The organism is Candidatus Bathyarchaeota archaeon, assembly GCA_026014585.1.
Taxonomy (GTDB): Archaea; Thermoproteota; Bathyarchaeia; order Bathyarchaeales; family Bathycorpusculaceae; genus Bathycorpusculum.
Genome location: JAOZIA010000023.1, coordinates 18,533 through 38,734 on the forward strand (window position 1 = coordinate 18,533; position 20,202 = coordinate 38,734).

Genomic DNA, 20,202 nt, shown 5'->3' on the forward strand with positions numbered 1-20,202 from the left:
AGGATTACCTATGAAAAGGCTCACGGCAGTTACGGGGTTTCTTCTCTGGTTTTTGACAGCAAGCAGTTTGTCTTTTACTTTGAGCCCTAAACAGATTACCAGCGCATACGTACAATACTCCATGCCTGCGGCAACATTTCAAATCCCATTTTTGGATTTTATCCCTTCCTACTTACAAATTACTGTTGGTATATTGGTTGTTGTTTTGATAGTGGCAGTTGCCGTTGTCCTAACAAGAAGCAGAAACAGGCGGCACCGTGCTTATCCTCCTGACTATTTTGGTTCCTATTATGAACCTGAAATGTCTGAGCTATGCGAGTACGAGCCGATGATGTGTGAAGAAGACATGTTCGAAGAAGAATATGTTCCTCAAAGAAGTTATGGGGCAGTGGGCAATCAGTACGGGCGATACGCTACTTCCATGATTCCTTGTCCATATTGTGGTCATCCTGTCCGCGGCGACCAAAGCATCTGCACGTATTGCCACCAAAGAATCGCGTAAAAATTGGTAGGTTGTTGTTAGCCGTAGTAATGCTGGTTGGGTGCATACTGTGAAGCAATTGTGCCAGTGTCTGCCCACACTGAAACCTCCCAGTCTTCGGTGGATTGCTGGTACAGAAATTCGGCGGTAACTGTCCATTCAGGATAAGCCATGGTGCTGTTGCTTCTTGTGTGCAGTGTGTCAAGGGTTGCATTGTGGAAGGCAACGTATATTTCTGCTATTTTGAAGTTGTTTTCGTTGGCGTGCTGAGTTATGTGTGGCATGGCAATTTCAATGGCTTTATCAGAGGAGATGCATCCAGCGGGCAACGTGTCGGGTTGGTCAACATGGACTGCTGGGGTAGCAAAAAAATAGTAAAGTGTAAAGCCCGATACAATGCCTAAAATAATAATTAATGTTAACACGCTTAAGAGTAGCTTTTTGTTTTTCACTTTTCTCTCGCCTGCCTAATTACCAAATGCTCTTTGATAGTTTTGCCTTTTAAATTTATAGCAAAAAACAAAACAAGATGCGTAGGTCTGAGAGCAGAATGACTTTGTTTATTCCTAGACTTCCAGCGTGGCTTCTTGTGGGTGGAGAAGGGGAAAAATAAAAAAATGAAGGGGGGTGATTGTTATTTTACTGGGCAGATTGGGAGGACTGTTTTTCCGTTTTGTTCGTTTATGATTTCTGCTATGCCAAGGTAAAATGCGCTGCCACCGCAGATGATGCCTTCTATGCCTGTGATTGTGTTGAACCATGCTGGATTGCCGATAACTTCACGTATTGTTAGCATAAAGAACAGTATTGCTAAGCTCATGAAGACGAATTGCAGTGCTCGGTTTGTTTTTAGGGTTCCAAAGAACATTCCAAAGGTGAAGAGTCCCCACATTAGGAAGTATGCTGCCATTGCTGCGTTGTCTGCTGCGCCTATAGTGCCAAAGAATGTGGTGCCTGGAAGCAGAATTAACGCTACAAGAGACCACCAAAAAAGTCCATAAGAACTAAAAGCTACTGTGCCAAAAGTGTTGCCTTTCTTGTACTCCATAATACCCACTATGACTTGTGCAAGTCCACCGTAAGCAAGACCCATCGCCAAAATCATACTACTTAATCCGAATAAGCCCGCATTGTGTAAGTTGAGTAGCACCGTTGTCATTCCGAAGCCTAAAAGTCCTAAAGGAGCAGGGTTAGCTAATTTTATGCTCATGCGCTTTTTTCTCCGTTTAAGACAAAAACGTGTAATTTTGTCTCAAATACTTTTGGTTGGTAATTTATGCATGTTGGCAAAGAATTACTTTGAAGCTGATGCATCACTGGTGTTAATGGTTTAAAATGAGGCTCAAGCGCTAGTAAATGAAGCGAAAGAGATTTAATTAATGATTGTGGAAATGTGCGCTAAGTGAAAAATATGACAATGTCTGATAAATCAAATGTTGAAGCAAAAGTTATGAATCGTTGGGTCATCGTTGTAGGCGGCATACTCATACAGCTTGCTTTAGGAGCGATTTATGCATGGTCTGCATTTACCGGTCCCCTACAAGGTGCATCTGGCTTTCCAAGTGAATTTGCTTTTACAAAGACAGAAACCCAAGCAATCTTCAGTGTAGGACTTCTGGTTTTCGCTATTTTCACCATTATTGGTGGGAGGCTCCAAAGTAAACTTGGACCAATGAAAGTGGCGATGATAGGCGGTATCCTGCTGGGTTTGGGATATATCCTTGCCTCTTTTATGGGCGTAAGTTTTATTGGAAAACTAATCTTCCTCGGAGTTGTGGCAGGCGCAGGTATCGGTTTAGCTTATGTTGTGCCTATCGCAACCGCGGTTAAATGGTTCCCTGACAAAAAAGGTTTAGTTAGCGGACTTGCAGTAGCAGGCTTTGGTTTTGGCGCTTTCATCTGGATACTCTTAGCTAACCCACCAAGTGTTCTTGGATTTACTGGCTTAATCAGCAAACAGGCAGGTGCATACGCATATACCGTTGCAAACGTTGACTTTGCATTCCTTGTTTACGGCATAATCTTTTTGGTTCTGGTGCTCACTGGCTCACTTACCATGAGGAATCCACCTGCAGGCTATAAACCAAAAGGCTGGAATCCCCCACAGGTAACATCTGGAAAACCATCCGTTATTTCACTAAAACCCAAAGAGATGCTAAAAACAAGAAACTTCTATCTGCTCTGGACAATGTTCCTTGTCGGCGCCCTCGCAGGACTCATGGTAATCGGTAACGTTCAGAACTTTGCTAAAAGCGCAACTGACGGATTCATGGCGTACGGTTTTAGCTTAACTGAAGCAGCAGACTTTGCAGTAATCGGTGCAGCAGTGTGTCTACCAATCTTCAACGGTGCAGGACGAATCGCTTGGGGACAAGTTTCCGACAGAATCGGACGCCGCAAAGCCTTAATCGGCATGTTCATCTTCCAAACAGCAATGATGGCAGCATTCTTCTACACTACCTCAAACCCGATAGTGTTCTATGTTGTTGCAGCCTTAATCGGCTTTAACTTCGGCGGAAACTTTGCGTTGTTCCCAGTTAGTTGCGCAGACTGCTTTGGATCAGAGAATTTGGCGTTAAACTATGGTTTCCTCTTTACATCCTATGGTATAGGCGGTATTGTAGGGCCAATTCTGGCAGGTGTAGTGCAAGACGCAGGCATGAGCTTCCTGTACGCGTTCATCCCAGCAGCCGTAATGTGCTTAGCTGCGGCAGGGCTTGCATTCGTCTACCGAGAAATCAAGCATTAACGCCAAAAACTATCCTTTTTTCTTTTTTTTGTTTTAAAAACCGCGTTTTTAATAGAATAAAAAATGTGAGAATTTGTGATGTTTATTTTTTGATTTTTTCAAAAAACGCCAATGTCTGAGCTGGAACCGTTACGATTCGGGTCTCAACATCTGTGAAGGTGACTTTTTCCATGTTTTCAGGTTCCTGTTCATACTTTTCAAAAGCCTCCATGTTTGGCGTTTCATAAACTGCCCAAGACTTGTGTCCCCAACGGTCAGTCCATATTCCCACAACTTTGATGCCGTGTTTAGCGGCTAATTCATCAACTTTTTGGAGCCAAATCATGGATGTCTGAAGGTTTTTTTGGTTGCCTATAGGGCAGCTTTCAGGAGAATGTGAATACACCTGTAATACATACATTTACAATTTCCTCTGTGTAATTTTATCAGCACACGTATCATTCAACAGATTTAAACTCTTTTGAAAAACAAAAAAGAGGTGTGGTTACATGTCGCCTCGTCTTTTGCCCGCAACGTATTTTCCTAATTCAAGTAAGCCAAACACTAGTGCAACAGAGATTCCTGCAACACCCCAAATTTCAAGGGTAGGCGGGGCTATGTCAAATGCGCCTTGTAATCCGGGCACGTAAAGTATGATTAGCTGTAATGCAAGTGATGATAGTAGCGCGTACCATAGAATCTTGTTCTTGAAGAACCCAACTTTGAATACTGGGTACTTAAGTGACCGTGCGGCTAACGCGTTAGCTAACTCCATTAAGATAAGCGTTGTGAATAGTTGTGTTCTTGCGGTTGTGAGTTGTGACATGCTTTCCCATGGTTTATACATAAAGTAGCCGATAAGCAAGAGAATAGTCATCATTACCGGCACTGCGGTCAAGTAAACTTTGACGTCTCTGGTGAATATGCTTTCTTTGGGGTTTCTTGGTTGTTGCTCCATTAAATCTGGGTCCCCTGGGTCAACGCTCAAAGCAATAGCGGGCAAGCCATCAGTTGTGAGGTTAATCCAAAGAAGCTGAATAGTGGTTAAGGCTATACCTGCTTGACCAATTAATGCAACATCAGAGTTTGGCGATACGATTTGCGCTATTACTGGTACTGAAACAACTGCTATCAGAACCACCATAATCTCCATGATGTTGCAGCGTAGAAGGTAGGTGAGGTATTTTTTGATGTTTCCATAGATTTCTCTGCCTTCCTTTACGGCTTTAACTATTGATGCAAAGTTGTCATCTGCCAGAACCATGTCTGAGGCTTCTTTGGTTACTTCTGTGCCTGTGATGCCCATTGAAACCCCAATGTCAGCTATTTTTAGTGCTGGAGCATCATTTACGCCGTCACCTGTCATGGCTACTACTTGGTTTTTAGTTTTCCAAGCTTTCACTATTCGGGTTTTATGCTCAGGCGAAACACGAGCGTAAATAAAGATGTCTGCAATTTTTTCAGTTAACTGCTCATCACTCATTTTATCAAGTTCGGCGCCTGTTAGAACCTTGTCATCCTCGTTTTTGCTGATGAGGTTTAGTTCTTTGGCTACAGCTATGGCGGTGAGTTTATGGTCGCCTGTTATCATTACAACGTTTATGCCAGCGTTTTTGCAGACTTTTATTGCATCTTTCACTTCGCCTCGGGGCGGGTCAATCATGCCAGTTATGCCCACAAAAATGAAGCCTTCTTCCATGCTTTCCTCAAACTGTTTCAAATCTTTGGGCAGTTCTTTGTATGCAAAACCCAAGTTTCTAAGCGCCTGCAACGCCATGTCCTCAGTAACTCTCATCAAGTTTGCCTTATGTTCAGCAGAAAGCTTGACAATATCCCCATTAAGCATAATGTGAGAACATTTTTGCAAAACAACTTCGGGTGCGCCTTTCATGTACACAATCTTTTTTGAGCCCGCCTGATGGATGGTGGTCATGCGTTTGCGTTCAGACGAGAATGGAATTTCAGATATTCGCGGCTCCTGCTTGACAAGGTCTTCTTTTAGCAGGTAAGCTTTTGCCGCGGCAACAATTAATGCACCTTCAGTGGGGTCGCCTTTAACAACCCATTTCTCTGTTTTCTGGTCAAATTCAATTAGGGCATCATTACACAATGAACCTGCCTTAAGTAGCACATTTAGTGCATTATTAGGCTGAATTTTTTTGTCCTCAAGGAAAAAGTCGCCTTTAGGCTCATAACCGATACCTGACACTTTGACCATTTGATTATCGGCGTATATTTTCTGAACTGTCATTTCGCCTTTAGTCATCGTGCCAGTTTTATCTGAGCATATAACGCTGGTGCTTCCAAGAGTTTCAACCGCGGGTAACCGTTTAACTATCGTGTTAACCTTTGCCATTCTGTACATGCCCACAGAAAGCGCCGCTGTAACTATAGCTGGCAACGCAACAGGCACAGCTGCCACGGCAAGACTAATCGCCCATTGAATCATTTCAAGAATCTGGCGTCCCTGCAAAATCCCAATGATACCCACAGTGATTGCAATGCCTATAACAAGTATGCCTATCCATTTGCCTACGCTTGCCATGCGTTTTTCTAGAGGTGTTGTTTCTTGTGGGGCTACTTGGACCATTTCGGCAATTTTTCCAAATTCTGTTTTCATGCCCGTGTCAGTTACAATTGCTTTTGCCCGGCCGTAAACAAGAACTGTCCCGGTGAAAACCATGTTTTTTCTATCGTTTAACTGGGTTTCATCAGGAAGTGGTGCAGTGTTTTTGTCAACTGGCGCTGATTCACCTGTTAGTGCTGCTTCTTCAAGCTTAAGACTGAAGGTTTCAATAAGGCGGGCATCAACTGGCACTTTATCGCCAGTGTAAAGCATGATTATGTCGCCTGGAACAAGTTGGCTTGCGCGAATCTGTATTTCTTTTCCATCACGCAAAACCATTGCCATTGGTGCAGTCATTTTTCTGAGGGCTTCAAGGGCTTTTCCTGAACGATACTCCTGTCTAAAACCAAGAAGAGCACTGACAATAACAATTACAAGAATGATGGTGGCATCAACAAATTCGCCCATGACAAGTGAAAGCGCTGTTGCGACGATTAGGATAATCATGAGGATGTCTTTGAATTGGTGGAGAAAAATTGTTAATGGTGATTTACCTTTTTCTTTTTTAAGCTCATTAGAACCATACTTTTCTAATCTTTCTTGAGCTTGTACAGTGGTTAACCCTTCGGTAGAAGTGTCAAGTTCACTTAGTGTTTCTTGAATGGTTTTGCTGTGCCACGGTTTTGCCATTTTCTATCTCCATTAAATACACGTGACTCTTTAATTAAGGATAAGTTTGTTTGTTGTTATTTTGCTTAGAAACTGTTTTCTTATTTTGCTTCTACTTAAAAATGCAACTGTGACGTGTGTTTTCTTTATTTAATGAATTGTTAACTTAAGAATTAATCATGCTTTGGAGCTACGAAAGGTTATTAAGTAATTGGGTATTCTTTCTAACGGCAAGAAATGCAGAATCATTCTGCCAATTTCAAGGTAACCTCCAGCTCAACAGGCTGGTGTAACCAACCCAAAAAGGTTAAAATACCCGAATGAAGAGGTGAAAAGGTATGGAAAACATTTACGCTGCAATGCTCCTTCACAAGGCAGGAAAAGAAATCAACGAAGATGCAGTAACAAAAGTTCTCTCAGCAGCAGGACTCGAAGTTGATGCAGTTCAAATTAAAGCTCTAGTTGCGTCTCTTAGTGAAGTAAACATTGAGGATGCAATCAAAGCCGCGCCAACAATGATGGCAGCCGCTCCAGTAGCAGCTCCAGCAGAAGAAAAACCAGCAGCTCCAGCAGAAGAAAAGAAGAAGCCTGAAGACGATAAAGCCAAAGAAGAAGCAGCGCTTGAAGGATTAGGTGCCCTGTTCGGGTAATAAATTAACCTCAACCATTTTTTAATTTATTTTTATTTTCTAATTCTTTATTGATTTAGTGTTAAATCTGTTTTGATTAATTTGCAACAGAAATGCTTCGTTAGAAGAGTCATCATTTGTCTATAGATTAAATATAGAAATGGTGGATAACTTTTTTAAAGTTATTATTTTAAATTTATTTATTCATGGAAATTAAAGATAAATTATCGGGTATTGATTGTTTCTTTTTATTTTTGTTTGCAGTTTTTTCCATATTTGCCATATCTTTTAAGATGTTTTCAGTCTTTAATAACGGGCTTTTAGCCACCAGCTACTTCGCAGTCCTGATTATTTCAGTTATAGTTTTATCATTTGATTCTGACAGACAAAAAAGGCGAAAAAGAGCAAACATCAATGCCGCCCTATCGCCACAACAATAGACTTTTTGGCACAAACGATGACGTTATTGTTTCCAAGAAATTTTTGTTAAGCGTTTTGGGTTGGCTGAGCTGGCTCTTGCGGTGTTCCCATAGTTTGGTCGGGTTGTGCAAGTTCTGGCGCTGGTTCGGCAGGTTTTGGCTTGTTTCTATCCAAGAAAAGCTTAATCGCTACTATAGGTACCCAACCGCTAATAATCATAAGTGTCCCTGGGAATCCGCCCAGTTGATGCCCCAGAAGCGGCGAAAGTACCAATATAATCTCCGCTAAGAAAGCTTCCCAAATGCCAAATGCCAATGTCATTGCAAAGATTGCTATGTACGCGGTTTTTTTGCCAAATTTTTTGTAGGTTTGCACTGCAAGGACGCCTGCAAAAAAGAAGTCGCCCAGTCCTAATCCGCGGAAAGCAAACCCAGCCCATGTTACGGTAACGGGGATGTTGGGTAAGTAAACCAGCACTGGCAATCCAAGGTTTGTGAATGTGTGTGCTGCAGCAACCATGGGTCCGCTGAAAACCAAAATGATGTCTAGAATTGTTAGCATAACCGCGAATATCCCGACGGTTTTCCAGTTAAACAGTGTGCTCAAGTACAATATGATGAGCAGGGCAAATGTGAAGCCGAACATGTCCATCAGAAACGGTGACCAAACCGCTGCTGTCCACGCATTATAAAACACGTTAAAGAAAACAAACAGTAACAAAAACAGCAGTGCTGGCTGAGCAGCTAAGTACCAGCGGAATTTTTTTGCTTGGTGTTTCTTTTCTAAGATTAAAGCTGTAAAACAGAACGCTGCGGCAGCAAAGAAGGCTATTGCCCGAACGATTGTCAAGTTATCTGTGACGGGGGCAAAAAGGCAAACTAATCCAATGATTATACCTGCAATGCCAAATCCGATGGAGACTACTTGTGCGCGTGTCTTGTTTAATCCTGAGAACACGTACGAGAACGTGTATAGTAGCATTGTGTATGAGCCGAGGAATAGGAGCAGGAAAATGTTTGAGAATATTTGTTCAGGTGCATACGTGGATGTGTAAGCTATCACGGAGATGGCTGCTGCGATGAACACGACAAGAAGCGCTACATCTTTTGTTTTGAACTCTTTTTCTTCCACTGTTGCCGTTAATCTGCCTTCTACGCGCTTGTTAAGTGCAGTTGCAACTAGCACGACAATCAAAAGAGCAATCGGCATGGCAACATCAATAGAGGGCATAAGCTTCACAAATGGTCAAAGCAGTTTTTATCCCTTTACCAAAAACAAGGAAAAATAACATGCCAAATGATGGGTTAACTTCACCAATCGCGGCTGGAAGAACCTGTTTTTGAGTTGAAAAATTGCCCTTTGGGCTATTAGGAGCCTCCCCTCTATCGTTTCTGCAATGAGTTTCTATTTGGAGCCTAATAGGAATGTTGATACATTGGTTTTAGTTGTTCCCAGTTAGCTCTTTTTAGGAGGGTTTTGAGGTTTTGGCGGGTGCATGCTTGAAATGGTATACTGTTACGCCCATCCCCAAAGTAACCCCTGCTGCTACGGCTGCTCCTGCAACCAAAGTGGTAGTGTCTGATAGGTTTGAGTTATCACCCGATGAGGTGGATGGTTGCACAAAATTGTAATCTAAAGGTGTGTAAACGTCGATTGATTGTGTGTATTCAAACCAGTCAACTGGACCGCCTATGCAGTAAATTTTATCGTCCAGTACTGCATGGGCAAAGCTGTAACGTGCCGTGGGCATACTTGCTGCAGAACTCCACGTATCAGAAGCAACATCATACACAAAAGTAGCATTCAACACACTATCAACAAACCCCTCGCACCCGCCTAAAACATAGATTCTCTCAGGAGCAAACTGCCCCGTCGTAGCCACGATGCCTGTGCAGGCGTAATACTTAGGTATTTGTGCGCCAGTGCTCCAATTACCCGTTTTGGTATCATAAATGAGGGTGGCTGTGGGGATTATAACGTATATTTTCTCGTTAACACTGACAGGTTTCACATCAAGGCTGCTTAGGGAGGTTATTTTTGTCCAAGTATCAGTTGCTGGATCATACTGCTGGATTTCTTGATTGATTAACACATAAATTTTATTGCCTATAACACAAGCATCTACACTGCTAGATGTGTATGTTAAAGGCTTTTTTGTTTCCCAAGTATCAGTTTGCGTATCATAAACCTCATTAAGATTTGTCGGCTTATCGGTCAGGTTCTTGCCACCTATCAGATAGATTTTTTCACCTACTGCTGCTATAGCAAAACCTGTCCTAGGAGTAGGCATAGCAGTCTTATTTATCAACGTGTCAGTTTCCGGGTCATACCTGTAAGTGGAAACCATGTGGAAAATAAATATGTGATCACCCACAGTAGCGGCCTTAAAGAAAGATAATGGTGGGACGGTGGCTGTTTTGGTTTCCCATACATCACCTGTTGGGGCTGCTGCTGTAATCATTATGCTTAAACCATACATTGCTAAAAGAATAAGACAAGTAACTATCATGCGAAGCTTCATTTTGTTTCTTCACACTCAAACGTGGGTTTTTGTTTGTTTATAAATTTTTTTTAAATCTCGCCATTTGCCAGAAGCTACCTATGCGGTTACGCAACGACAAACACAACCTAAAAATCAACACTTCCACTTTCTTGCCAAACACATTCATCAAGCAAGATGCTATCCCTCTCTATCTTTTCTGCAAGGGTTGGCTATTTGGAGCCTAATAGAAATGCTGACTATTAGTGTCTGCGTTTCCTGTAGAGCAATAGGCTTGTGGCAACTATCACTGTACATGCTATGATGGCTCCCGCAATCAACGCCATTGGGGGGCAACTCTTGATTCTGAGTCGGTGTTGCTGTGGGCGTTGGTGTAGCAGTGTTCACGGTGAAGATGTGCACAGTTAAGAGATAACGCCAGTGTTGAAGTAAACGTTGAAGAGTGCAAGCGTTGCCAAAAGAGCTTCCTCAGTGCGAACCGTAACTGTTCCCTGCTCTGGAACCGTGTTTACCACAAAATCCGCCAGTTTCTCAATGCGTCTGCCCTCTGATTCTGCAATCTCATCTAACCCCCGCGAAGGCGCACCAAACGCAACCAGAACCTGTCCCGCATTTGCCCAGCGAGCCCCAATTTTTTCTGTAACATCAGCGAAGACGTCGCCGATTTTGCTTGTGGCAACCACTAAGTCAAACCCGCCAGCGTCAATCACGCGCGAGAAAGATTTGGGTTCAACCTTAACTTGGTAGCTCCAATATGACTGTATATCCTCGCGGTTTACGGTTTGCACTTCAACTCTGCCGCCTAAATTAACCACTTGCAAGGTTAGGCGCTGATTAACCGTGAATTGATGCTCTCGCAAGAGTGCAGGATGCTCAACGCCGATGTCCACCATTAAGCCATCCTTAGTTTCTGAAACTACCACGCCGTCGCGGTACTCGCCTACTTTGAGATGTTTGGTTTTGCCGCTCAACGGATGGTTTGGCGTACGCAAGGGTGGAAGAATGCCTGCGTATTGTAGGTCAGGTTCGATGCCAAAGAGGGTTTTGCGTAGGTATTGTGGGGTTTCCAGATAGTTGAGCAGTAATTCGATGAATTGTAGGTTTTTTTTCTGGTTGGCTTTTGGATTGTCGGGGTACAGGATTATTTGGTCAACTCGAAAAATGGCGGCTGCTCTGCCGATTAAGCCAATTTTAGCGGTTTTTTCCCGCAGGTGTGGTGTGTCAGATATGACTGAGGCTGGAATTGCAATTGAGAGTTTCTTTTTGGGCAAATTTTTTGCTCCTAGATAAGTTTTAATTCGCGGTTTATCGTTGAGCTTAAAAGGCGGAGAAGAGATATAAAAACTACGGGTGCCCATGAAGCTTAAATGTTCACGGCTCTACCAAAGCCCTCTGGAGATGTAGCATTTATGCGTGCAGACAGACAAGTGCAGTTAATTCTTGCTTTGGCTGTAACTGCAGTATTTGCAGTTTTGTCTCTAACCTTCGTGTTTAAATTGATTGATTATATTTTATTGCAACAGGTAACAGTCGTGGTCGGCGCAATCTTGGGCTCATTAGTGATTTTAGCAATAGGAGATAAAGATAATGAAACCACAAACTGAAAGTTCCCTTGATAACCTCAAAAAGATTCAAGACCAAGACAAAAGCAACATGCTCTCTTTCTGCATAAACATCTCCGCAAATTACCTCCAAGCCTACCAACTGGCAAAAACCATAAAACTATCTTATCCCAAACCAAGCAGCATAATTGTTGCTGGAATGGGTGGCTCTGCAATAGGCGGCGACCTGCTCAAGGATTGGGCAAAAGACAAAATTGCAGTTCCAATCGAAATAAACCGAGACTATCAACTACCCGCTTACGCTGGCAAGAAAACGCTTGTGATTGTAAGTAGCTATTCAGGCGAAACCGAGGAGTCTTTGGGTGCTTTTCTTGACGCAAAAAAACGTGATTGCATGATTTTCTGTGTCAGTTCTGGAGGTGCATTGTTAAAGTATGCTGAAGCGTTAGGTGTGCCCTTTTTGTGTGTTCCTAAAGGGATGCCGCCGCGGGTTGCGCTTCCATATATGTTGATGCCGCTGTTTGTTTGTATGGAGCGGTTGGGTTTGGCATCTGGTGTTTCTGAGGAAGTCGTGGAAGCTGCAGAAGTGCTAAAGCAACTTGCTGATGAATACGCCACCGAAGTTGCCTCAAAAGATAACTTGGCAAAAACCTTAGCCTTAAAACTTAACGGCTCGGTTCCAACAATTTACGGGTTTGAAATTTACCGCAGTGTATCTCAAAGATTCAAACAGCAAATAAACGAAAACTGCAAAAACCCCGCCAAATGGGCAGTATTCCCCGAGCTTAATCATAACGAGATTGTAGGATGGGAAAACGCTAAAGACACCGCCCATCTCTTCTCAGTTATCTTCATTGAAGACAAGGACGCCTCAAAAGCAATAAAAAGCCGCATATCAGTCACCAAGCAACTGATGAAAAACTCAGGAGCAAAAATGCTCCAAATCCAAAGCCAAGGCAAAACAGCGCGGGCAAAAATGCTCTCCGTTATCTGTTTGGGTGATTTTGTAAGTGTTTATCTTGCAGTTCTAAGAGGAGTTGACCCAACGCCTGTTGAAACCATAAACCAGCTTAAATCAGCTCTTGAAAAGAGCGGTGTAAAAGAGGAGATAGTTGCGGGTTTGGAGAAATTGGCGGAGAACTGTTAATCTGTTTTATCAGGTTTTTCTTGACTGCTTTTTGAGCTAGCGGATTTTATACTTTCTCTTATTTTACGTTTATACAAGTAACCTTCCAGAACATACAGCAAGAAAATGATGAAGGGCACCATTAACGCCATGAACAGTGCCGCCCAGAAGACATGAATAATCGTGTTTTTCTCAAAGTAAATCATCAAGTCCCCTATGACGTTGAAGGCAAAAAAAGCAATAATCAATATCGCCGCTATCACTGGAAGATTACGCTTGTTCAATCAATTGAGCCCCACTAGGTTGTGTAAATCCCGCAATGAATTAGAAAGTTAATGAAGCAAGCGGTTATAAGCTTTAAGGCGGGCTACTTGTTTTTCAGTTTTTCTTCCAGCAACAAAAGCAGTTCCTGAGGCTTAACAGGCTTAACTAAGTATGCATCTGCTCCTTCATCAAGAGCTTTAACCCCAGTTTCCAGCGAAGGAAACCCTGTAATCATTATCTTCACAGTATTTTTAAGCTGGGTTTTCAGTTTTGCCAGCAAATCGGTTCCATCCATGTCTGGAAGTCTAATGTCAACTAATGTTAAATCGTAATGTTGTTTTTCAGTTTTTTCTATTGCTTCTTTTCCTGTTTCAGCAACATCGATTTCATAACCGTTCTTTTGGAGAATACGTGTAAAAGTTCTAAGAATCGATTTATCATCGTCTACTACAAGAATCTTTTTTTTGTGTTCCAATTTTGGTTCCTTCCAGTCCCCATAATTTTTTGTTGTACTAGTGGTGAACAATAAAATTTCTCCTGACAATAGGCTTTTAGCCCTGTACCTTTCCGTTATTGCTATTTGAGTTTTCGAGATTAATAAACGCTATCCTAAAGTTAACATGCTAAATTATCGCATAAGCGAAAATATGGCTTATTTTTAAGCTTTATATAAACCGTGCTTATCTATTTTTAGTGATTATTGTTTTAAGGGCGAAAATACTTGAGTCTCAATGAAAAGGACATAACTAAATTTCTGCAGATGCTGGGGCTTTCCAAAAGAGAAATTCAAGTTTACATGTTTCTCGCCAAAAGTGGCGTACAATCAACCAGTTTTGTTGCGAAACGGCTAAAAATGGAGCGTGTGCAGGCTTACCGTACCTTCAAAAAACTGCAGGAAAAAGGCTTCATCGAAGCAACACTTGAGCGGCCAACACGCTTCACTATTGTTCCATTTGAAAATTTAGTTGACAGCTTCATTAACGTAAAAAAGAATGAAGTAAACAACCTGAGCGAGCAAAAACAGGGGCTACTTGCCGCTTGGCAATCAATTAGTGCTCCAGAATCCGAATACACCCTAGCCAAGTTTTCCATAATCACTGGCAAGAAAAAGATTCATTCAAAAATGCTCAGCATGATTGAAGAAGCAAACAATGAGGTCCTAATCTTAACCACTGCGTTGGGTTTAATTCAAGAAGATATTGCTGGCATATTTGATGCTGCAATGACAACAAAAGGCAAAAACCTTCAGCTTCAAATAATCACTTCAATAAGCCAAGAAAACCTCAAAGTCGCCGAGCGCCTCGAACGCAGCATAGCTGAAGACAAAGTAAACGTTAAAGTCCGCCACCTCAACTTAGACTCCAAATTCTTCCCCCGCTTTCTAATCAAAGATGAGGAAGAAGCTATCCTTTATGCGCCATTTGGCAATGAGGCGTCAGTTCTTAACTTGGAAGATGAGGGATTGTGGATTAACGATAAAATGTTCAACAGTGTTTTGAAAGCGTTTTTTGGTCAAATGTGGCATGTCGGCATTGACGCTTCCAGACGCATTGAAGAGTTAAAAACAGGAATCCCTATGGGCGAAACCGTGGTTATCAAGGATGCAGAGGAAGCTTGGAAAAAAATAACGCAAGTATTGGAATCAGCACAAGACGATGTTGCCATAATCACATCCTCACAAGGTATCAACAGTCTGGCAGAAAATGACCCCTTAATAAAATTCTTAAAAAAAGACCTGCAAGTCCGCATCATGGCATCAATTGATTTGGACAATCTGGGACCCGCCCAAAAACTCTCCGCTAACTACCAAATCAAACACGTGCCAATCAGCTACTTAACCATGATGCTTGTGGACAACAAGCACTTGTTCATGTTCAAAAATCCGCCATTAAATGATGTAGGTAATGAATTCAACGAAGCAACATTTTATCTTATAGATACCTTCTACAGCAGTGACCCAAGCCAGATTGAACGTGTCGCCGAAATGCTCAATGACATTTGGAAACGTGGCATAGAAATCTCTGAGGTCAGTAACCAAGCAGGCATGAAACTGCCCAGTGTTGAAGTTTCAATTTCAGACACAGCTGAAACGTTGGTTAATGCCCTGCTCGATAACAGCGTAAACACTGTGTTATTGATGGAGAACAGTAAACCCATAGGTGTAATTTGTGATCGTGATGTTTTGCGGGAAATTGTGGTTAAACAAAAAGACCCAAGAAAAACACAGGTTAAAAATTTACAGTTTACACCACTTGTTGTTTTAGGTAGTAAAGGCTCCATCACCAGTGCTTTGAAAATCATGAAGGAACGCGGAATGAGCCGCATTGCAATGGTAAAGAATGGCCAACTAGTTGGAATGCTCACAGAAGAAGTTGCTCAAAAATCGGTGGCTACCCCAATAAACATTGCATAACCCCCTTGTTTTTCTCAAAAAGGTAAACGATATTAACTTTCCAGTGTAAGCTGTAGAGGCGAGGAAGCAGCTTTGAAACTCAAACTTACGCCCCCTGTAATAATTGTTAATTTTAAAACATACCTTGAATCAACAGGAAAACGCGCCATAGACCTTGCAAAACAAGCCGAACGCGTCAACAAAGAAACAGGCGTCACCGTGATTGTTGCCCCACAGTTTACTGATTTAGCCGCCATTGCAAGCAGCGTGGAAATTCCAGTTTTAGCCCAACACCTTGACCCCATCAAACCAGGCAGCTCAACAGGTCACATCCTCGCTGAAGCCATATTGGATGCAGGCGCAGTTGGAACACTCATCAACCACTCTGAACGACAACTAAGACTAATCGACATTGACGCAACTATTACTTTGGCACGCGAAAAAGGATTAGTTTCCTGTGTATGCGCAAACAACCCCCAAGTTAGCGCCGCCGTTGCTGCTCTTAAACCAGATTTCACCTCGTTTGAGCCACCAGAACTTATCGGCACTGGAATTTCTGTGTCCAAAGCTAAACCCGAAGTAATCACCGACACCGTTAACTTGGTACGTAAGGTCGACCCAGAAATGACTGTGCTCTGTGGCGCAGGTATCAGTAAAGGCGAAGATGTATCCGTCGCGCTTAAACTGGGCACCAGTGGGGTTCTTGTTGCAAGCGGCATTGTCAAGGCGAAAGACCCATATAGCATCATGATGGAATTTGCTAAATCCAAAAAGTAGAAGTGAAATCTTGAAGGTTGAACCTGAATGCGCATCGTGCCTTCTGTGCCGCGCACAAATCGAAACCTACGACGCAACAACTAACCCAGCACTGCGTTTTCGCTGCATGGCAGAAGTTGTTAAACTAATAAACCGCGAATTCCGCCCAACCGCTGTCTCTGCCGATTTGGGAACCAAACGAGACCGCATAATCAAACAACTCACCGGATGCAACGACCCCTACGCAAGAAGCAAAAAACTTGCCAACGAAAAAGCGTTACAGATGCTACCCGGAGCTAAAAAAATGGTGCGCTCCGCCAACAATCAGCAGGAACGCTTCAAAAAAGCTGCCCTCTGCGCAATCGTTGGAAACATAATGGAGTTTGACATTCCAGGCAGCAAGTTTACCCTTAAAAACTTCCACAAAACCTTCAACGACGCCGCCAAAGACCTCTTCATAGATGACCTTGACAAAGCCTACGAGTTGGCTAAAAAAGCTGACGGTGTGCTTTTCCTTGCAGACAACGCCGGAGAAATCGTTTTTGACACTTTGCTGGCTGAGCAACTCAAAAACATGGGGTTAAAAGTTACCTACGTGGTTAAAGGTGCACCGGTGCTTAACGATGCAACCATGGAAGACGTGGAATTGTCAGGCATGGACAAGATGGTTGATGACGTAATCACAACAGGTACTGACGCAGTGGGGTTGCTGAAAAAAGAGGTTTCCAAAGAGTTTTTGGACGTTTACGAAAAAGAGCAACTTGTCTTTGCTAAGGGTATGGGTTATGCTGAGACACTCACTGAGTACAAACTCACTAAGCCACACCTTTTACTGTTCCGTACCAAATGCGTGCCCGTGGCAAACTATTTTGCTGCTCCACGAAACAAAAACATCGCCAAACTCCTTATGCCTACGCCATAAAACTTTCTTTTTTTTTACCGTTTTTCTGAAATACGCCGTATGTAAACCCATATTAAACGCCCATCCTGATACTATCAAGTGATTCTTACATGAAGTTACCGTCGATAACGTTGACTCAAGCACAAATTTCCCGCATAGAAGAATCAATACAGAAAGAATGGCTAATAACCAACGGCATCGGCGGATACGCTTCATGCACAGTTCCCGCAGTAAACACCCGAAAATACCATGGACTACTAACTGCTGCTCTTAACCCGCCGGGAAACCGAACCGTTTGCCTCTCAAAACTTGACGAAGACCTTATTTTTGGCAACCAAGTGTATCGTTTGGGAAGCAACGATTTTGGTGACACAATTTATCCTGAGGGGTTCACGCTGCTTTCCCAGTTTTCCCTATCACCCTTCCCAAAGTACACCTTTGATGTTGGGGGTGTGAAGCTGGAAAAAACCATTTTTATGCCTCAAGGCAAAAACGTTGTCCACGTAATCTATCACATTTTAAACAGTAGCCAACAAGAAGGCAAACTGCTGCTTTACCCCCTGATGAGCTGCCGATACTTCCACAATGTCGCAAGCAAGCATGATTGGTCCATGAATTTCCAACAGACACAAACCAGCCATGAAGTCCAGGTTTCTTTTCCTAACCAACACGTCGCCGTCACTTGCCAATGTACCCAGGGAGAATTTAACCCGAACATTAACTGGCTTGAAAAACTAAACTACCGCGTTGACGCCTCAAACGGGGAATCAAGTATTGATGACTGTTTCCAATCAGGCTTTTTCGAAGTTAATGTTCCAGTTGGCGAGAGCAAATTTGCAGTTGTAGCCGCAGTAAATCAACCCGAAGAGGTTTCTGATTTAGAATTTGACATAATTGAGTCTTCCTTTAAACGTGAAGTGAAACGGCAGACTGATTTGCTGGATGCCTTTTACAATTTTAACTCCTCTATTCCCGAAAGTGACTGGTTAAGCTGGATTGTACTGGCAGCCGACTCTTTTGTGGTGCAAAATGAGTTTGGCGAAAAATCTATTATTGCGGGTTATCACTGGTTTGAACCTTGGGGCAGAGACACTTTCATTTCAATGCCAGGTCTGCTACTGGTGCGAGGTAGATTCTGTGATGCAAGAGAGGTATTGCAGACTTTTAGCAATTACCTAAACGAGGGGTTGATTCCAAATTTTGTCGCTGACCACTCAGGACAAGCAGGATACAATACTGTGGATGCAACCTTGTGGTTTGTTAATTCAGTGTGGCAGTATCTTAAGTACACGGCGGACACAGCGTTTGTGCAGGATAAATTATGGGGTAAACTTCAAAGCATAATTGATTGGCACCAGAAAGGTACAATGTATGAAATCCGTGTGGATTCGGATGGATTGCTGATGCATGGTTCACGGTTAACATGGATGGACGCCATGGTTGGAGGCAACGCGATTACTGCCCGAGAAGGTAAAGCAGTTGAAATCCAAGCCCTCTGGTACAACACCCTACAAATCATGCATGCCTTAGCCGAAAAATTCAAAGAAAAAGAGCTTCAAGAAAAATACGCTGAAATGGCAAACAAAGCCTCCCAAAGCTTCAACAGCAAATTCTGGAATCCTAACTTTAACTGCCTCTTTGACGTCTACGCCTCAGATGGTGCCGATCCCTCTCTTCGCCCCAACCAAATTTTTGCCGTGTCCCTCGATTTTTGTATGCTGGATAAGGAGCGGTGCAGGCATGTTGTTGAGGTAGTGCAGAGTGGTCTTTTTACGCCTTACGGTTTGAGGACGCTTTCGTTTGATGACCCAAAATTTGTGGGTATGTGCGCTGGAGAACGACACAACAGAGACAAAGCCTACCATAACGGAACTATCTGGCCATGGCTACTGGGACCCTTCATAACTGCAAACCTAAAAGTCAACAATTACTCACCAGAAAGCCGAGCGTTCGCCTCAAAAAACTTTGTTGAACCACTATTCCAAGGTGCAGTTGCCCAATCTGGACTGGGCTCAGTCAATGAAATCTACGACTGCGAATCACCCAACACGCCCAGAGGCTGTATTTCCCAAGCATGGAGCGTGGCTGAGCCATTGCGCGCCTACATTGAGGATGTACTGATGATTCGCCCCAAGTTCGAGAAGCAATTTTTAGACGTTTAATTTCTTTTTGAGTTCTGTTGCGGCGGTTTCTGGGGGCACTGTGTTAATGTACATGCCCGAACTCAACTCGAATCCTGCCCAGGTTGAAAGTTTAGGATAAACCTCCAAGTGCCAATGATAAAAATCCTCCGCGTCTTTGTTGATGGCGAGGTGAAAACCATAATTGTAGGGGGGGTCGTTTACGAGGTCTTTTAGGGCTTTAAGCATGGTTTTTAGGTTTCTTGCAAACGCTACAATCTCTACTGGTGATAGTTCAAGAATGTTGGATGCGTGTTTTTTGGGTAAAATCCAAAACTCAAGCGGAACAATACTTGCATATGGCGCTATCGTAACAAAATCTTTGTCCTGCATGATTAATCGTGGACTGTTGATTTCTTTTTGGATTAAGTCACAAAACACGCATTTGTCGTGCTCTTGATGGTATTTTTTGCTTGCCTCTATCTCCTCTGCGACCAAGGATGGAACAGTAGGAGTTGCGATGATTTGACTGTGAGCATGCGAGAGCGAAGCACCTGCTTCCAGCCCGAAATTACGGAAAATTGACACACCCTTCACATAAGGCTTAGCGCTTAATTCATGGAGCCTGTCAATGTATGCTTGAATTAATAGTTCAAGCTGGGGCAAATCCGCGTCTGCGGGGTCTTCATCATGGTTTGGTGACTCCACAATAACCTCGTGCGCCCCAATCGCGTAGCCAAAACTTTCGTTTTTGAAGATTTCCTGTGTGTCTTGTGCTTGTTTGGGTGGGGCGAATGCGGGGTAAAGGTTGGGGATTGTGCGTATTAGCCAGTTTTTGGGTCGCTTACCCTCCGCTGGGTCTTGGGTTTTGATTATTTTTCCGTCTTGTTTTAGGTAAAGCATTACTGCGGGTGGGGTCATGTGCTCGTTGCCCACACACATGGGACAAACCGATGCTTGGCTGTTTTGTGCTCTTGCTTTGGCAAAATCGGTTGGTCTGCGTGCTCGTTCTGTGGCGATTACTACCCAGCGGTTAAGCAGGTAGTCTTTGCGTAGCTCATTATAAGGCATATGCTTTGCTCCACAAG

The 20,202-nt window shown here is 43.1% G+C and carries 19 protein-coding genes; 9 read left to right on the forward strand and 10 right to left on the reverse strand.

Annotated elements, in window-relative coordinates:
- The first annotated feature begins 10 nt into the window (after positions 1-10).
- Positions 11-502, forward strand: coding sequence for a zinc ribbon domain-containing protein (locus tag NWF01_08880; GenBank protein ID MCW4025131.1), 492 nt, complete (start codon positions 11-13; stop codon positions 500-502).
- Positions 503-519: 17 nt separating this feature from the next.
- On the opposite strand, the gene NWF01_08885 is transcribed toward NWF01_08880, so the two are convergent.
- Both NWF01_08885 and NWF01_08890 read right to left on the reverse strand, forming a co-directional pair.
- Positions 520-933: a hypothetical protein gene (locus NWF01_08885; protein MCW4025132.1), complete on the reverse strand. Its 414-nt coding sequence runs from the start codon at positions 931-933 to the stop codon at positions 520-522.
- A 182-nt stretch (positions 934-1,115) separates the two neighbouring features.
- Entirely contained in the window at positions 1,116-1,691 is a 576-nt protein-coding gene (locus tag NWF01_08890; protein ID MCW4025133.1) for an acetate uptake transporter, read from the reverse strand.
- A 201-nt stretch (positions 1,692-1,892) separates the two neighbouring features.
- Between NWF01_08890 and NWF01_08895 the strand changes: the two genes are divergently transcribed.
- On the forward strand, positions 1,893-3,230 hold the full coding sequence (locus NWF01_08895) for an OFA family MFS transporter (GenBank protein MCW4025134.1): 1,338 nt from the start codon (positions 1,893-1,895) through the stop codon (positions 3,228-3,230).
- A gap of 82 nt (positions 3,231-3,312) precedes the next feature.
- On the opposite strand, the gene NWF01_08900 is transcribed toward NWF01_08895, so the two are convergent.
- Entirely contained in the window at positions 3,313-3,630 is a 318-nt protein-coding gene (locus NWF01_08900; GenBank protein MCW4025135.1) for a hypothetical protein, read from the reverse strand.
- A gap of 84 nt (positions 3,631-3,714) precedes the next feature.
- Positions 3,715-6,465, reverse strand: a complete 2,751-nt coding sequence (locus NWF01_08905) for a cation-translocating P-type ATPase (GenBank protein MCW4025136.1) — start codon at positions 6,463-6,465, stop codon at positions 3,715-3,717.
- A 317-nt stretch (positions 6,466-6,782) separates the two neighbouring features.
- Here NWF01_08905 and rpl12p point away from each other — a divergent pair, with 317 nt between their 5' ends.
- The gene (gene rpl12p, locus NWF01_08910; protein ID MCW4025137.1) at positions 6,783-7,094 is read left to right on the forward strand and encodes a 50S ribosomal protein P1; all 312 of its coding nucleotides are present in this window, start codon (positions 6,783-6,785) and stop codon (positions 7,092-7,094) included.
- A 465-nt stretch (positions 7,095-7,559) separates the two neighbouring features.
- Here the strand turns inward: rpl12p and NWF01_08915 are convergent, their stop codons facing one another.
- From NWF01_08915 to NWF01_08925, 3 genes are all read right to left on the reverse strand, one after another.
- Positions 7,560-8,723, reverse strand: coding sequence for a hypothetical protein (locus NWF01_08915; protein MCW4025138.1), 1,164 nt, complete (start codon positions 8,721-8,723; stop codon positions 7,560-7,562).
- A gap of 235 nt (positions 8,724-8,958) precedes the next feature.
- A complete protein-coding gene (locus NWF01_08920) occupies positions 8,959-10,014 on the reverse strand; it encodes a hypothetical protein (GenBank protein ID MCW4025139.1) in 1,056 nt (351 codons plus the stop codon).
- Between the two features lie 383 nt (positions 10,015-10,397).
- Positions 10,398-11,264: an RNA methyltransferase gene (locus NWF01_08925; protein ID MCW4025140.1), complete on the reverse strand. Its 867-nt coding sequence runs from the start codon at positions 11,262-11,264 to the stop codon at positions 10,398-10,400.
- Between the two features lie 138 nt (positions 11,265-11,402).
- Here NWF01_08925 and NWF01_08930 point away from each other — a divergent pair, with 138 nt between their 5' ends.
- Together NWF01_08930 and NWF01_08935 are read left to right on the forward strand one after the other, a co-directional pair.
- Positions 11,403-11,597 carry a hypothetical protein gene (locus NWF01_08930; GenBank protein MCW4025141.1) on the forward strand — a complete coding sequence of 65 codons (195 nt, stop codon included), beginning with the start codon at positions 11,403-11,405 and terminating at the stop codon, positions 11,595-11,597.
- Positions 11,581-12,702, forward strand: coding sequence for a bifunctional phosphoglucose/phosphomannose isomerase (locus NWF01_08935; protein MCW4025142.1), 1,122 nt, complete (start codon positions 11,581-11,583; stop codon positions 12,700-12,702). Before NWF01_08930 ends, NWF01_08935 begins: the two co-directional genes overlap by 17 nt.
- Here NWF01_08935 and NWF01_08940 read toward each other — a convergent pair.
- Both NWF01_08940 and NWF01_08945 read right to left on the reverse strand, forming a co-directional pair.
- Positions 12,699-12,965 carry a hypothetical protein gene (locus NWF01_08940; GenBank protein MCW4025143.1) on the reverse strand — a complete coding sequence of 89 codons (267 nt, stop codon included), beginning with the start codon at positions 12,963-12,965 and terminating at the stop codon, positions 12,699-12,701. The genes NWF01_08935 and NWF01_08940 overlap by 4 nt on opposite strands.
- A gap of 83 nt (positions 12,966-13,048) precedes the next feature.
- Complete coding sequence (locus tag NWF01_08945) at positions 13,049-13,420, reverse strand: response regulator (protein MCW4025144.1); 372 nt, start codon at positions 13,418-13,420, stop codon at positions 13,049-13,051.
- Positions 13,421-13,666: 246 nt separating this feature from the next.
- Here NWF01_08945 and NWF01_08950 point away from each other — a divergent pair, with 246 nt between their 5' ends.
- From NWF01_08950 to NWF01_08965, 4 genes are all read left to right on the forward strand, one after another.
- Complete coding sequence (locus tag NWF01_08950; protein ID MCW4025145.1) at positions 13,667-15,358, forward strand: CBS domain-containing protein; 1,692 nt, start codon at positions 13,667-13,669, stop codon at positions 15,356-15,358.
- A gap of 72 nt (positions 15,359-15,430) precedes the next feature.
- Positions 15,431-16,114, forward strand: a complete 684-nt coding sequence (gene tpiA / locus NWF01_08955; GenBank protein MCW4025146.1) for a triose-phosphate isomerase — start codon at positions 15,431-15,433, stop codon at positions 16,112-16,114.
- A 10-nt stretch (positions 16,115-16,124) separates the two neighbouring features.
- Entirely contained in the window at positions 16,125-17,015 is an 891-nt protein-coding gene (locus NWF01_08960; protein ID MCW4025147.1) for an ARMT1-like domain-containing protein, read from the forward strand.
- Between the two features lie 89 nt (positions 17,016-17,104).
- Positions 17,105-19,156, forward strand: coding sequence for a glycogen debranching enzyme N-terminal domain-containing protein (locus NWF01_08965; protein MCW4025148.1), 2,052 nt, complete (start codon positions 17,105-17,107; stop codon positions 19,154-19,156).
- Here the strand turns inward: NWF01_08965 and NWF01_08970 are convergent.
- Positions 19,145-20,185 carry a DUF4921 family protein gene (locus tag NWF01_08970; protein MCW4025149.1) on the reverse strand — a complete coding sequence of 347 codons (1,041 nt, stop codon included), beginning with the start codon at positions 20,183-20,185 and terminating at the stop codon, positions 19,145-19,147. The two genes, NWF01_08965 and NWF01_08970, sit on opposite strands and share 12 nt — an antisense overlap.
- Between the last annotated feature and the right edge of the window lie 17 nt (positions 20,186-20,202).